This is a genomic window from Bradyrhizobium sp. AUGA SZCCT0283 (genome assembly GCF_018130385.1).
Lineage (GTDB): Bacteria > Pseudomonadota > Alphaproteobacteria > Rhizobiales > Xanthobacteraceae > Bradyrhizobium.
Genome location: NZ_JAFCLU010000005.1, coordinates 163,011 through 176,821 on the forward strand (window position 1 = coordinate 163,011; position 13,811 = coordinate 176,821).

Sequence of the window (13,811 nt, forward strand, 5' to 3'; positions counted from 1 at the left end):
GCATGACGACCGATACGCAACAAAAAATCCTCGACGCCGTTGACGCCGGCTTTGATGCGCAACTGGCGACGACAAGGGATTTCGTTGCAATTCCCTCGACCCGCGGCGCCGAAGGGCCGTGCCAGGACATGATCGGCGATCTCCTGCGCCAGCGCGGCTATGAGGTCGACGACTGGCATATCGACGTCGAGGATTTGAAGGATCTGCGCGGCTTCGGCCCGATCGAGCATGATTTCTCCAGGGCACGCACGGTGGTCGGAACCTACCGGCCGTCGAACAATTCAGGCAAATCGCTGATCCTGCAGGGCCACTGCGACGTCGTTCCGGCAGGCCCCCTCGATATGTGGGAGACGCCGCCGTTCTCGCCGGTCATCAAGGACGGCAGGATGTATGGCCGCGGCGCCTGCGACATGAAGTCCGGCACCATCGGCGCGCTCTATGCGCTGGATGCGATCAAGGCCGCCGGGCTGAAGCCGACCGCGCGCATTCACTTTCAATCCGTGATCGAGGAAGAGTCCACCGGCGTCGGCGCGCTCTCGACCTTGCAGCGCGGTTACCGCGCGGACGCCTGCTTCATCCCGGAGCCGACGGGGGAGACGATGGTGCGCTCGCAGGTCGGCGTGATCTGGTTTCGCCTGAAGGTGCGCGGTTTCCCGGTGCACGTGTTCGAGGCCGGGGCCGGCGCCAACGCGATCATGGCGGCGTATCACCTGATTCATTCGCTGCAAAAGCTCGAGGCCGACTGGAACGAGCGCGCCAGGGCGGATCGGCACTTCAAGGCGGTCGCCCATCCGCTCAACTTCAACCCCGGCATCATCAAGGGCGGCGACTGGGCTTCCAGCGTGCCGGCCTGGTGCGACGTCGATTGCCGGATTGCGGTCCTGCCGGGCTGGTCGATCGCCGAATGCCAGAAGGAGATTTTGGCCTGCGTGTCGGCCGCCGCACGGGATCACAGATTCCTCTCCAACAATCCACCGCAGGTGGAATGGTCGGGCTTCTTGTCGGAGGGCTATGAACTGACCAATTCGGCGGAGCCGGAAGCCGCATTTGCAAAAGCGTTTGGCGCTGTCTACGGCGGCACGGTACCGGACCGGGCATTCACCGCGCTCACCGATACGCGGTTCTACGGGTTGAATTACAACATCCCGAGCCTGTGCTTCGGCGCGACGGGGGCGGCGATGCACGGCTTCAACGAATATGTCGAGCTGGAGTCGCTGCGGAAGTCGACCAAAGCGACGGCGCTGTTCATCGCGGAATGGTGCGGGGTGGAGAAGGCGTAGGCTTGCAGCAGGCACCGACGTCATCCTGAGGTGCGCGCTCTTGCGCGCCTCGAAGGATGGGCCGCGACAACAAATCATCCTTCGAGGCTCGCTTCGCTCGCACCTCAGGATGACGCCTGCAACTGCGGCCACAACGCGGCGACGGCCGCGTCCAGCCCATCCGTCAGCGCGGCCGGGCCGGGCTGCAAAATGATCGTCGACTTGATCTCGACGATGCGGTTGTTCTTCACCGCCGGGATATCGCTCCAGCCCGGACGCTGCCGGATTCGATCCGGCACCACCTTCTTGCCGCACCAGGAGGCGAGGATCACGTCGGGGGAGGCTTCGCGCACGACATCGGGCGAAATGATCCGGTCTTTGGCCGCCTGCTGAAGCCGCAACTTCGGTAACGCGTCCTCGCCGCCGGCGATCTCGATCAGTTCGGATACCCAGCCGATGCCGGAGATCAGTGGGTCGTCCCATTCCTCGAAATAGACTTTTGGCTTGGGCTGTGGCCGGGGCGTCGCCGCGATGCGCGCGAGACGTTCTTCAAAGCTCCGGGCCAGTTGATCGGCGCGCTCGGCCGCACCGACAATGGCGCCGAGCGTGCGGATCATCGTAAAGATGCCGGCGATGTCGCGCTGGTTGAAGACGTGGATGGCGACACCCGCGCGCACCAGATCAGCGACGATCCCGGCCTGCAGGTCGGAGAAGGCCAGCACGAGATCGGGCTCGAGTGCGAGAATTTTCGGGATGTCCGCGGAGATGAACGCGGAAACCCGCGGCTTCTCGCGGCGGACCTGCGGCGGCCGCACCGCATAGCCGGAGACGCCGACGATACGGTCCTGCTCACCGAGCAGATACAGCGTCTCGACGGTCTCTTCGGTGAGGCAAACGATCCGGCGGGGTGGGAACTGGCGCATGCCGGAGATATGCCGAATTTCGGCCCGTATGTCACGGCAGCCACTACCTCGGAGGTCATTGCCTGATTTACCGGCAACCGCCATTCTGCCCGGGAAATCATTTCGAAGAAAAGCCGGAGGACGAATGACGCCGCTCGAGAAAATCCAGTCGATGAGGATGCCGTTCGCGGAACTGAAGGGCGTGACCTTCATGGAGGCGGGATTGGACCGGGTGGTGGCCAAGATGCTGGTGCGGCCGGATCTGTGCACGCTGCGGAATACGATTCACGGCGGTGCGATCATGGCGTTAGCGGATTCGGTCGGCGCTGCCGCGACCGTCATCAATCTGCCCGCGGACGCCAAGGGTACCACCACGATCGAGAGCAAGACCAATTTCATCGGCGGCGCCAAGGAAGGGTCAACGCTGATCGCCACCGCGACCCCGGTGCATCGGGGACGCCGCACACAGGTCTGGCAGACGCGGCTGGAGACCGAGGACGGCAGGCTCGTCGCGATCGTGACCCAGACCCAGATGGTACTGTAGCTTTACGCCATCTCCACCGTCTGCACAGCGTTCAGCATCCCGGTTTGCGGATGACAATCCACATATTCGAAGAGCTGTTCGTCGGCGCGGGCGACGGTGACCTCGTGGTAGAGCCGCAGTTTTGCGGCCGGCCCGAGCGTCGATAGATATTTCATGGCGGCGCCGAATATCCTGACATGGGTCGGGTGCGATTCAGCCCAGCGTTCCAGCGCTGACAGGCTTTTCCACCAGCTCATGCCGTAGGACTTTTCGGTCGTCGTGCCATTGGCGCCGACGACGGTCATGTAACGGTTGGCGTAGCAGCCGATCGAACGTCCCTGGTCGCGCAGGAAGTCCATGCCTTCGCGGAGCACCGGCTCGACATCGCCAAGGTACATCTTGCGCTCGGCGGCTTCGGTGTCACCCCAATCCTGGCCCGAGCGGATCAGGCAGAGGTTGTCATGCGGGATGATGCGGATGCGCGCGCCGTCGCGGATCGCGCGGGCTGTGCCTGAAGGCGCCATCTCGCTGGTTTGGGACAACGGGATGCGGTCGCGCATGCCGCCCCAATAGGCGTGCTCCAAAACCTCGCCGCTCATGCCGTCGGCGAGAACGGCGACGCCTTCGGGCCTGCCGAGGGAAGAGAACAGCGTCTCATAGCCTTCGACGGAGGGGTAAAGTGCTTCGATGAAGGTGCCGAACCCGTTATTGGTCCGCTGCTCGCCGGTCCAGCGCTCACGCGCGGCTGGAAACCAGCGATCGAATGCTTGCCGGTCGTCCCAATAGGCCACCGTGACGACGTTGGTGAAACCAGCCTCGTCGACATAGCTCGCCCGGTCCCAATGCGATGGGCCATCCGCCGCTGCAAAATCCGAAGCGAGCCGGGCCAACGCCTGTACCGCGACGACCGAGGCCGCGCCGCGGGTCTGAAGGCCGAAATAGGCCATCACCACCCGCGTCACGCTTGGCTTGTGCCGCGCCACGAAGGACGGGTAGGGCGGCGCATAATCGTCGCCGACACGGCGGTGGCGCGTGCGTGGGGTTTGCAGATGCTCCGGGATCGCGGATTCCATGGACCTGCTCCTCTCGAAATGAACTGTCAGGCCTGCAGCCTGATTTCGCTCATGACCTCGGCATCGACGGGAAGCGAGAAATGCTCGACGCGGTTGGCGCGCGTGGTGTTGAGCAACAGCCGCGTGACGTCGGGCCGTGAGTAGTGCCCGGCCGGATCGGCGGCGTTCTTCGCTACCCCGATCATGCCGAGATCGATGTCGGCATACAGAATGCCTTCCTGGTCGGGCGGCAGTTTCTCGGCAAGCGAACTGCCGTCCGGCCCGTAGATCACCGCGTGGCCGCCGCCGGCATGCAGGAAGGCATGTTTTTCGGGGGAGTCGCAAAGCTCGTCGATCATCGCCTGCGAGACGACCGCGCAGGGGCCTAAGAAGAAGCACGAGCCTTCGACCGCATAGACCTTGCTGGCGGCGTTGTTGACCTCATGGCCAAGGGCATGCGCGAACGGATCGTACAGCGAAAAACTCGGCCAGGCGCCGACATGCACCTGTTCGTTCTGGGCGTACATCGCGTATTTCGACAATGGCTGCAGGTGCTCCCAGCAGCACAGCGCGCCGAGCCGACCGAGGTCGGCGCGATCGTGGACCGCGAGATCGCTGCCGTCGCCTTCGCCGAACACGGTGCGCTCGGCATGGGTCGGACGCAGCTTTCGGCGCTTGGCGATGGTCTCGCCGTCCGGGCCGATCAGCCATTGCGCGATATAGAGGCTGCCGCCGTCGCGTTCGGACAGCCCGAGCACGGCGGTCAGCTTGGCGCGCTTCACGGCGTTGCGGATCTTCTCGGCCTGCGGGCTGTTGAACGCGAGCGAATTGTCAAAATAGCGCTGCACGAAGCCGCGGCCGATCGCCCAGGCCGGCGCGCCAAGCCAGATCTGCCACGGATATCCGGGAATGAAGGTTTCGGGAAACGCGATCAGCTTCGCGCCTTGCGCGGAAGCTTCCCCGATCAGCGCGATGGTCTTGTCGACGGTTGCATCGAGATCGAGAAAAACCGGCGCCGCCTGAACCACCGCCACCTTGTATTTCTGATGAACCAGACCCATCGCACCGTTCCTTTCGCGTTGGCGACCGACAATCGCTGGGTCGCAAGCCTACAGCCATGGCAACGCGCGCCGCTTGTCTGCAGCGGAACGAAAACTTGTCTTAACGCGCAGAGGGACGCCGGATGACGGTGGCGTGGCAGGAGGGAGGAGGCCGGGTGGAAGGCGTTATTGGCGCGGCTGCTCGCGCCATTCGCGCGGCGAAACGCCGAACCGCTGCTTGAAGATGCGGCTGAAATGGGCGAGGTCGTTAAAGCCCCATGCAAAGGCGATCTCGCCGATGTGCCGGGCCTGATAGGCGGGGTCGGCAAGATCGCGCTTGCAGCGCTCGAGCCGCTGTGTCTGCACGTAGCCGCGGAACGAGGTCTGTTCGGCGGCCATCAGATCGCTGGCGTAACGCGGCGAGATTCCTGTCGCCGCCGCGGCGCGCGACAGCGACAATTCGGGATCGGCGAGATGCGTCAGGATATGATTCTTGAGACGATAGAGCAGCGCCGAGCGGTGGACCGACTGGTCCGGCAGGCGCGCGTGCAGCCTGTCGGCCAGCGTCATCGCGAGCAGGTCGAGGGCCTGGTCGAGCAGGCGGCTTGCGGCCGCGGGATCGACCTGCTCGATCGTCCGGCTCACATTGCGCACGAAATCATAGGTCAGCCGTTCGAGCGGACGATCGCCGGCGAACGTGGTCGCGGTCAAGCCATCGAATGAGCCGACGCGCTGTTGCAGCAGCTTGCGCGGCATCTGGAAGATGGTCTGTGAAAAGCTGTCGTCGAAGCGCAGCTCGTAGGGGCGCGTGGTATCGTAAAGCACGAATTGTCCGGCGGAGACGATCGCCTCGCGGCCGTCCTGGAAGACGCCGTTCACGCCGCTGTTGCCCAGCGCCATCAGCACGTAATCTTCGCTGGCGCGGGCTATTCGCGACGGCGTGCGGAATACCCGCTGGGCGGTGGACTCGACCTGCGTGAGCGCCACCGGTCCGATTCTGGATTGCGAAACAGCCCCCCAGAACGCGCCGCGCATGTCAGATTTGCAGTCTAACCCGACAAAGGTGTCGCAGACGATGTCCTGCCACACCGCAAGCCGGCGCTCCGGAAGGCACGAACTCGTGTCGAGCACGACAGCCACGACGGACCTCCACAAACCATCCGAGTGTGTTCTCTAAAACCTGATTTGTTCAGAAATAAGCAATCCCCATGCCCAGTCTGCGCCGGGTGTCGAACCTTAACAATTGGTTAATAAAGATGCCGCTAAGCCACTGCAATTACTGCTGTTATTTAAGGCAGGATACCGAGAGTCCGGACTTGAATTTCATGTTGCGACGCACAATATTGGTCGCCTAGGGATTCGACGCCTCCTCGAGGGCTTCTCTCAGAGGAGTTTTAGGATATGTACCTCACCTACATTGCGGCCGCGCTCGCCAACTCTAGCGTGCGCACGCTGAGCCAGCAGGAAGAATTGCCGCTGTTGCGCGATCACCTGCTGCGGCTCGACCGCATCAGCCGCCACGACCGTTTCCATGGCTTCATGGACGACAGCTTCATCGAGCGCTACGCCGAGAAATGCGCCAATGACGGCACGACCATCATCGCCTTCTTTGAAAACGGCGTGGTTCGGGGCGCGGCGGAGTTGCATCCGCCGGACCAGTCATCGGATTCGCTCCCCGAGATCGCCTTCAGCGTCGAAGCGTCGGTGCGACGCCGGGGCGTCGGCAGCATCCTGTTCAGAAAACTGATCACGGTGGCGCGCGCCAAGGGCTACAAGAACCTGCGGATCACCACCGGCGCGCAGAACCAGGCGATGCGGGCGCTTGCCAGCAAGTTCGGCGCGCAGCTCGTGTTCCGCCACGGCGAATCCACCGGCACCATCGACCTGACGAAACAGGATCAGACCGAGCTCGCGACCACCTGGGCGGACAGCGCGCTGAATGCCGCGCGCACGGTCGCGAATTTCAACCGTGCCTATTGGCGGATGCTGCTTCGGATGTATGGCTGGGGCCGCGCCGCCTGAGCGGCGCGTTCAATCAGGGCAATTCGCTGAAATTGGATCCAGCGAATTGCCCAGAAACTTTTAGAGCCCGGTTCTGATCGAATCAGAACCGGGCTCTAGTCTTTTGTCTTGACGTTGTTTTCTTTACGCGAACCGGTATCCACTTCGCTCAGAACGGTTTGGGCTTCAGGTACCGGTACGCTTGTCGTTGCCAAAGCGCCTGATGACGCGGCGCTCGACTACGACGGCGCGCTGGGCGCCTTGCTCGCCCGCGATGATGCGGGTGGCCGATCGCGCCACCGCGCGGCCGGTCTTCTTCACTTCAGCCAGCACATCCTCGTAAGGCAGGCCCATCAGCGCGGCGGCGATTTCCGCCTGCTGCTGCTGATCGTCGGTGATCCCCACCGCGGCGAAGATTGCCTCCTCCAGCGTCGGCGGATCCCGCCGGACGCGTCGTGTGCCGTATTTCGTGTTCCAGTCTTCGCTCATCGGGGCCTCGCAATCTGATTGCGGAGATACCTAGGTGCCCGCATGTTGCATTGCAATATGAATTTCGCATGGCAATACAGCCATGCGTCGACAATCTCTCAAGTCCGGTAACGCCGTACGGTTCGGTGTTTTCACCGTTGGTGTTTTCACCGTTTTTGCCGTCATGGCGTGGGATTGCCGGCGGCGGTCAGGTCCAGCGGCTGCTGCGGCCAGCGTTTCAGCGCGGCACGTCCGGCATCGGTTAGCACATAGATGCCGCGCTCGGCGCGGTCGAACCAGCCATAGACATTGTGCAGCAGGATTTTTCCGGCATCGGGAATCTCGGCCCGCAGGTCCCTGACGCGTCGCGGCCCGCCTGACAGCGCCGAGGCGCAGGCCAGCGCCTGCTGGCGATAGGCCGTCATGATCGGCGCGCGCGTCGATCCGCCCATGGCCGGATCGCCCTTGCGCTTCTGGTGCTCCGCGACCAGCCGCGAGCGCTTTTTCGGATTGCGGCGAGGGGCTGCCGTCGCCGGCTGGACGATCACCTCGACATCGCCCGTGTCGGTGACTGCCAGCATGCCGAAACCGAGCCGGCGGCAGAGATTGCGATAACGCGCGTCGCTCTCGCGGCCCTTGCCGCGGGCAGATAATTTCGCCGCGAGCCAGACCTCGTCGGCGGCGCCGGCGCGATCGACCGCCTGCAGGATCAGTTCCAGATTGAAGGCAAGCTTCAACTCGCCGATCACCACGATCGGCGGATCGTCGCTGCTCAGCGCCACCAGATCGCAGCCACCGACCTCGCCCTTGACGGTGAAGCCGAGTTTTTCGAGGAAGCGTTTGACGGGCAGATAAAGCGCGGTTTCCAAAATTCGCTCCGGCGGCGCATGCGGCCACGACTCAACCCAGGGACTCTAGCCGAATTCCGGCAAAGCATTGAAGGCTAGAGCAGGATGAGATTAGGTTGGGCCGTGACGACGGACCACCTCGTGCCCCGGACGCAAGCGGCGTAAGTGCTGCGGGCCGAGCCCATTCTACTTTGCATGGGGTTGTTTTCGCGATTTTGTGTCTGGGCCCTGCGGTTTACCGTCGAAGGGTATCTGCACTGCGTCCGGGACACGAGATCGTTAGTGCTTCGCGCTAACGGCGGATCGATTCGACTCCAACCCGTCCCGCTTTAGTCACAAATCGCGAGATTGCCCTGTCCGGTAGTGGACAATCGCTTCCTCAGCCAATGCGTCGAGCCTTCCAGCACCTGCGTCTCGCTCGATGGCTGCATCGAAGCGGCGGGCGTCGAACACCTCGAACCAGGCACGAAAACGTGCCAACTCCCGGGCGGAGAGCAATTCGACAGCTTTCCGTATCTGCTCCATCGTCTTCATAAGCTAAACCCTCCCGTTCACCGGCAGCAGCGCTCCGGTGACGGCGCTCGCCGCGTCGCTGGCGAGGAACAGGATCACGTCGGCCAGCTCCTTCGGTGTCACCCATTTGGTGAAATCGGCTTTGGGCATGCTGGCGCGGTTGGCCGCGGTGTCGATGATCGACGGCAGCACGGCATTGACCGTGATCTTGCCATTGAGTTCGGCGGCGAGCGCCTCGGTGAGGCGATGCACGCCGGCCTTGGAGGCGGCGTAGGCGCCCATGCCGCTGCCCGCCTGTAGCGCGCCCATCGCGCCGATATTGACGATCCGCCCGGTGCCCGATGAGACGAGATGCGGGATCGCCGCGCGCGAAGCGTTGAGCGCGGTCATGACGTTGAGCGCGTACATCCGCTGCCACGTCCTGGGATCGCCGTCGGCCACCGTCTCGAATGCAAATCCGCCGGCGATGTTGATCAGCGCATCGAGCTTGCCGAAATGCGACGCGGCGGCAGCGATCGCCTTGCCGGCCTGGGCCGCGTCGGTGAGGTCGACGCCGCCGAGTTCGAACAGATCCGCCGTGGCCGGAACTTGCGTCGGCGCATGATCGACGCTCGCAATCCGGGCGCCGCGCGCCAGCGCTTCATCCACGACCACCCGGCCGAGCGCACCCAGCGCGCCCGTCACGACAATGACTTTTCCGTCCATGAGGGCCTCCGCACACCGGGGAAAGGGAGCGCAGCCTATCAGGAGTTCTTCAATCGCAATGCGGCTAATTTCTGCCTGGACGGCCAGTCTCTTGAGCCCAAATTGCCGCGGCCGCGTCGGGACGGAGGTAGCGAGCTACGTAAGACTACGGGATGGAGCGGAATCGATAAAATTTGCCGGAGTTCTGTAAGCCGTTTTCAGAATCCGTTCGCTACAACGGGATACCAACAAAAGGCAGGGGGATTTGTCATGGGTTTGCCGGATCACGGTTTACCGCTTGTTCAGCTTAAGGAGCAGCGGCGCGACCTGGTCGTAGCGCTGCAGAATCGCAGCGGTCCGGTCTCGAGCTGGGAATTGATGCAGATCGCTGCGATCCAGCAGGCGATCTCGGCGTTCGAGGACGTCATCGCCGATCTCGATGCCGAATTGGAAATGGAAGCGGCGGCCTAAAGCCTGTAGCGAGCCGCACGGCCGCCAAATCCGTCCGCCGCTTTACCGAGCAGGCGGCCGGAGCTTAGGATCGAACCGTGCGCAGCGCCGTGACATTTCCGGTCGTCCTCCTCGCATTGTACGCGTCGCAAACGGCCGCGGTGCGGGGTGACGCCTGCATCGCCGATCAACGTGGCGGCCTCGTCTGCGGTGAAGGCAAGGGCGCGTTGCGGGTGTTCGCCAACACCACCTCGCCATCCAAAAACTATGCGTTCGCCTGGCGGACCGCGCAGGGCCTGCCTTCCGGCGGCGATATTCCCAACGACGTCGAAAACGTCCTGATCCGTGTCACCGATGGCGCGGTGCTGGCCACACTTGGCGGCACCTATTGGGCGACAGGCGAGATGCGGGCAAACCGCTACGAACTGATTGCGGCCTGGTCGCCGGACAGCCGGGCCGTCATCGAGGTCGCGAACAGCCGCTGGGACAGCGATTCCTTTGCCTATTACCGGATTGACGGTGCAACGGCGACCAGGCTCGATCTGCGTGCGCTGGTCGAGCCTGTCATGACGGCCAGGCTGCCGCCGCGAAATCGCCAGGGTAATTCCTTTCGCGTCCGTGAGGATCTGCCGGTAACGCTCGATGCGCGCGGCCGCGCGCGCTTTACCGCGATGCTCTATGTGCCCAAGGGCGAAACCAGCAATGACTACAAGGTGCAGGTCAATGTCAGGACGACAGGCGGCAAGCCGTCCGCGCAGGTGGTGTCGATGCGGCGGGTGAAGGCGGATTAGGCTAGATGCGTTTTTTTGACGCGAACCGGTCCCCACTTCGCTGGAAAACGCTCTAACGCTGCAGATAGCGCGCTTCGAGATGGGCGCGTTCGGCTTTGCCGAGACCGAGGCCATCGCGGAGATAGGTTTCGAGATCGCCGTAGTCGGCGTCGATGGCCTGGAACGCGGCGGCAAGAAACGATGCCTGCACTGAGCCGAGCACCTGCCTGATCTCGTCGGGCAGGTCGGTGCTGTGATTGGGATCCCTGCGGTAGAAGCGGTTGGTCAGGAGGTAGTCTTCCGAGATGATGTCGTCGGAAACGCCGAGCGTATGCAGGATCAGCGCGCACGCAAAACCGGTACGGTCCTTGCCGGCGGTGCAATGGATCACCAGCGGCGCGCGATCTTCCAGGAGATGCGCAAACAGCGTGCGGAAATGCTGCGTGTTGTTCTGTACGTAGTTGCGGTAGGAGTCGCGCATCACCTCGACAGCGTGGTCCGTCGACAGCGGCGTGCCGGCGGCTGCGATGGCGCGCAGCGTCGCGACGACAGTGGGTTCGACCGGCAGCGAATGGACTGATATTTCAGGCATGCCGCACAGGGCGGCGGCGCGCTCCTCGGTGCCGCGAAAGTCGAACGCGCTGCGGACGCCCAGTTCCCGCAGCACGGAGACATCGTCATCGGTGAGATGGCCGAGATGGTTGGAACGGAAGATCTGCCGCCAGCGCACGGTTCGGCCGTCGCTCGTGGGATAGCCGCCGAGATCGCGGAAATTGCTGGCGCCGGAGAGCTTGAGATGGCGGGCGGGGGAGGTTGACATCGGCTGGTTCGGATGATCTCGCGCGGCGGCCGGGGGAAGGGCATGTCGTCTGCCTCCGTCTCGTCTATACTGAACTCTGCAAGGGGCGAAACATGAATTGTCGCAGGAATACGATTTTTGGCGCTGCGCTATGCGCCGTGGCGATGGCAACCGCGCCGTCGGCCGCGTCCGCGCAGTCGACTTTCCGGAACTATCGCTGCGCCGACGGGGCGCAATTCATCGTCGGGTTTTTCCAGTATGATTCCCGCGCCCATCTGCAGCTCGACGGCAAGGCGCTGACACTGCCCAAGCGCGTGGCGCTGTCGGGATCGCGTTATCAGGGGAAGGGCGTGACCCTGCGGATCACCAAGGCCGGGGTCACAACGCTCAAGCATGCCAGGCGGCCGGTCACCACATGCGAGCAGACATGAAAAAGGGCCGAAACGCTTTCGTTCCGACCCTTTTCAGTTCACTGTCCGCGCCTCACTGATCGGGCGCGTCCCTGTCAGACACCTCCCGGACATCAGTGGTCACGCCCGTTCTTTTCGTCCTCGACGGCGGCCGCGTGGTACCAGCTGTCGCTGCAATCCGCGAGGTTGGCCGGCGGGGCGGCAAACTCGGTCTTGGCCTCGCCATAGCGACGTCCGCCGAGAGCCGCACGGCCCCCGGCCGGAAATTGGTAGATCCTTGCGGACCCCTGATTCACATCCGTATTCATCATCACAGTCTCTCCTTTTGCCGTGGCGCGAGCCTTCATGGTGCGCCCGACTCGTTCTCTAGTCGTTACAATCCGGCATATCGTCGGTGCCCTCTGCGGACGCAAGGTGATCAAGGGATCGGCACAGAGTGTCTATTTCGTAGGCATTTTCGGCGATGCTTCCTGCGAGGCAGCGAACGAATGGCCAACGCGTGAGCGGGCCGGAAGGTTGCCGGAGGATGTCTGCCTTGCCGGCGGATGCGCTGAGAGGCTGCCGCAGCTTTAATCGCGGAAAGGGCACGCAAGCGAAAATGCCGGAGAAATGGGCTGGATTCGGACGCTGGACGATGCAACCGGATGCCCGTTTACGGGGCCTGCCGCGCTTCTATGTCGCACCTTTTATTTGAGGAGGCGCGGTCGGCAGCCTGTGGACGGCTATTGCCGCAGTGCAGCGATTGGCACGCAAAATGCTTAGTAAGGAGTGGCCTGACGTGGCCGGGTACACGTATGCGGAGACCTCCAGGGGGCTGGGCGTCAAAATCCAGATTTCAAGGCTTTGGTTTTCCGCATTCCACAAGCAACTCAAGAGAGGCTCAATGACCAAGTACAAGCTCGAGTATATTTGGCTCGACGGCTATACGCCGACGCCGAGTCTGCGCGGCAAAACGCAGATCAAGGAATTCGACAAGTTTCCGACGCTGGAACAGCTTCCGCTGTGGGGCTTTGACGGCTCGTCGACCATGCAGGCCGAAGGCCACAGCTCCGATTGCGTGCTGAAGCCGGTCGCGGTTTATCCGGATGCCGCGCGGGAAAACGGCGCGCTGGTGATGTGCGAAGTCATGATGCCCGATGGTGTGACCCCGCACCCGACGAACAAGCGCGCGACGATCCTCGACGATGAAGGCGCCTGGTTCGGCTTCGAGCAGGAATACTTCTTCTACAAGGACGGCCGCCCGCTCGGCTTCCCGGCCGATGGCTATCCGGCGCCGCAGGGCCCGTATTACACCGGCGTCGGCTACAAGAACGTCGGCGACGTCGCCCGCAAGATCGTGGAAGAGCATCTCAACCTCTGTCTCGCCGCCGGCATCAACCACGAAGGCATCAACGCCGAAGTGGCGAAGGGCCAGTGGGAGTTCCAGATTTTCGGCAAGGGCTCCAAGAAGGCCGCGGACGAGATGTGGATGGCCCGCTACCTGATGCTGCGCCTGACCGAGAGCTACTGCATCGACATCGAATTCCACTGCAAGCCGCTCGGCGATACCGACTGGAACGGCTCCGGCATGCACGCCAACTTCTCGACCAAGTACATGCGCGAAGTCGGCGGCAAGGAGTACTTCGAGAAGCTGATGGCGGCGTTTGACAAGAACCTGATGGACCACATTGCCGTCTACGGACCGGATAACGACAAGCGCCTGACCGGCAAGCACGAGACCGCCCCCTGGAACAAGTTCAGCTATGGCGTGGCGGACCGCGGTGCTTCGATCCGCGTGCCTCACTCGTTCATCAACAACGGATACAAGGGCTATCTGGAAGACCGCCGTCCGAACTCGCAGGGCGACCCCTACCAGATCGCGTCCCAGATCCTGAAGACCATCGCGGAAGTTCCGACCGGTGCCAAGGCGGCTGCGGCCTAGGGACCTACGATGTGACCCGGGGACGCCCCGGGGCAGCAAAGCTGATCCGCCAAGGCAAAACCGCCTTGGCGGATCATTGCGTTTGGATGACACGGCGTCTTGATGGGTTTGATTCAAATACGCCGGCTCAAGACCGTTCCCCTGCGGTGTGAAGCGCGCTAGACAACCGCC

At 63.1% G+C, this 13,811-nt stretch carries 17 protein-coding genes; 7 read left to right on the forward strand and 10 right to left on the reverse strand.

The features are described 5' to 3' along the window. Nucleotides 1-2: 2 nt before the first annotated feature. The gene (locus JQ624_RS09825) at nucleotides 3-1,280 is read left to right on the forward strand and encodes an ArgE/DapE family deacylase (protein ID WP_212418670.1); all 1,278 of its coding nucleotides are present in this window, start codon (nucleotides 3-5) and stop codon (nucleotides 1,278-1,280) included. A gap of 104 nt (nucleotides 1,281-1,384) precedes the next feature. Here the strand turns inward: JQ624_RS09825 and JQ624_RS09830 are convergent, their stop codons facing one another. Beyond that, entirely contained in the window at nucleotides 1,385-2,182 is a 798-nt protein-coding gene (locus JQ624_RS09830) for a cobalamin-binding protein (protein WP_212418671.1), read from the reverse strand. A 124-nt stretch (nucleotides 2,183-2,306) separates the two neighbouring features. Here JQ624_RS09830 and JQ624_RS09835 point away from each other — a divergent pair, with 124 nt between their 5' ends. After that, nucleotides 2,307-2,705, forward strand: coding sequence for a PaaI family thioesterase (locus JQ624_RS09835; RefSeq protein WP_212418672.1), 399 nt, complete (start codon nucleotides 2,307-2,309; stop codon nucleotides 2,703-2,705). A gap of 2 nt (nucleotides 2,706-2,707) precedes the next feature. On the opposite strand, the gene JQ624_RS09840 is transcribed toward JQ624_RS09835, so the two are convergent. The 3 genes from JQ624_RS09840 to JQ624_RS09850 form a co-directional block, all read right to left on the reverse strand. After that, nucleotides 2,708-3,757, reverse strand: coding sequence for a phenylacetaldoxime dehydratase family protein (locus tag JQ624_RS09840; RefSeq protein WP_212418673.1), 1,050 nt, complete (start codon nucleotides 3,755-3,757; stop codon nucleotides 2,708-2,710). Between the two features lie 26 nt (nucleotides 3,758-3,783). Then, nucleotides 3,784-4,797, reverse strand: a complete 1,014-nt coding sequence (locus tag JQ624_RS09845; RefSeq protein WP_212418674.1) for a carbon-nitrogen hydrolase family protein — start codon at nucleotides 4,795-4,797, stop codon at nucleotides 3,784-3,786. Nucleotides 4,798-4,962: 165 nt separating this feature from the next. After that, nucleotides 4,963-5,916, reverse strand: a complete 954-nt coding sequence (locus JQ624_RS09850) for a helix-turn-helix domain-containing protein (RefSeq protein WP_312014403.1) — start codon at nucleotides 5,914-5,916, stop codon at nucleotides 4,963-4,965. Nucleotides 5,917-6,177: 261 nt separating this feature from the next. Here JQ624_RS09850 and JQ624_RS09855 point away from each other — a divergent pair, with 261 nt between their 5' ends. Beyond that, on the forward strand, nucleotides 6,178-6,798 hold the full coding sequence (locus tag JQ624_RS09855; protein ID WP_212418675.1) for a GNAT family N-acetyltransferase: 621 nt from the start codon (nucleotides 6,178-6,180) through the stop codon (nucleotides 6,796-6,798). Between the two features lie 165 nt (nucleotides 6,799-6,963). Here the strand turns inward: JQ624_RS09855 and JQ624_RS09860 are convergent, their stop codons facing one another. The 4 genes from JQ624_RS09860 to fabG all read right to left on the reverse strand — a co-directional run bounded on the left by JQ624_RS09860 (nucleotide 6,964) and on the right by fabG (nucleotide 9,311). Next, on the reverse strand, nucleotides 6,964-7,266 hold the full coding sequence (locus tag JQ624_RS09860; protein WP_212418676.1) for a hypothetical protein: 303 nt from the start codon (nucleotides 7,264-7,266) through the stop codon (nucleotides 6,964-6,966). Nucleotides 7,267-7,427: 161 nt separating this feature from the next. Beyond that, nucleotides 7,428-8,114 (reverse strand): DUF2161 domain-containing phosphodiesterase, encoded by a 687-nt coding sequence (locus tag JQ624_RS09865; RefSeq protein ID WP_212418677.1) that lies wholly within the window; start codon nucleotides 8,112-8,114, stop codon nucleotides 7,428-7,430. 312 nt (nucleotides 8,115-8,426) lie between these two features. Beyond that, nucleotides 8,427-8,627, reverse strand: coding sequence for a hypothetical protein (locus JQ624_RS09870; RefSeq protein WP_212418678.1), 201 nt, complete (start codon nucleotides 8,625-8,627; stop codon nucleotides 8,427-8,429). Nucleotides 8,628-8,630: 3 nt separating this feature from the next. Then, a complete protein-coding gene (gene fabG, locus JQ624_RS09875) occupies nucleotides 8,631-9,311 on the reverse strand; it encodes a 3-oxoacyl-ACP reductase FabG (RefSeq protein ID WP_212418679.1) in 681 nt (226 codons plus the stop codon). Between the two features lie 249 nt (nucleotides 9,312-9,560). Here fabG and JQ624_RS09880 point away from each other — a divergent pair, with 249 nt between their 5' ends. Then, nucleotides 9,561-9,761, forward strand: a complete 201-nt coding sequence (locus tag JQ624_RS09880) for a hypothetical protein (protein WP_028346392.1) — start codon at nucleotides 9,561-9,563, stop codon at nucleotides 9,759-9,761. 77 nt (nucleotides 9,762-9,838) lie between these two features. Beyond that, nucleotides 9,839-10,531 (forward strand): hypothetical protein, encoded by a 693-nt coding sequence (locus JQ624_RS09885; RefSeq protein WP_312014404.1) that lies wholly within the window; start codon nucleotides 9,839-9,841, stop codon nucleotides 10,529-10,531. A 52-nt stretch (nucleotides 10,532-10,583) separates the two neighbouring features. On the opposite strand, the gene JQ624_RS09890 is transcribed toward JQ624_RS09885, so the two are convergent. Beyond that, a complete protein-coding gene (locus JQ624_RS09890) occupies nucleotides 10,584-11,330 on the reverse strand; it encodes a tyrosine-protein phosphatase (RefSeq protein WP_212418680.1) in 747 nt (248 codons plus the stop codon). Between the two features lie 92 nt (nucleotides 11,331-11,422). Between JQ624_RS09890 and JQ624_RS09895 the strand changes: the two genes are divergently transcribed. Beyond that, on the forward strand, nucleotides 11,423-11,740 hold the full coding sequence (locus tag JQ624_RS09895; RefSeq protein WP_409334308.1) for an MliC family protein: 318 nt from the start codon (nucleotides 11,423-11,425) through the stop codon (nucleotides 11,738-11,740). Nucleotides 11,741-11,832: 92 nt separating this feature from the next. On the opposite strand, the gene JQ624_RS09900 is transcribed toward JQ624_RS09895, so the two are convergent. Beyond that, entirely contained in the window at nucleotides 11,833-12,030 is a 198-nt protein-coding gene (locus JQ624_RS09900) for a DUF2735 domain-containing protein (protein WP_212418681.1), read from the reverse strand. A gap of 572 nt (nucleotides 12,031-12,602) precedes the next feature. On the opposite strand from JQ624_RS09900, the gene JQ624_RS09905 reads away from it, so the two are divergent. Further along, nucleotides 12,603-13,640, forward strand: coding sequence for a glutamine synthetase beta-grasp domain-containing protein (locus tag JQ624_RS09905; RefSeq protein ID WP_212418682.1), 1,038 nt, complete (start codon nucleotides 12,603-12,605; stop codon nucleotides 13,638-13,640). Nucleotides 13,641-13,811: the final 171 nt, after the last annotated feature.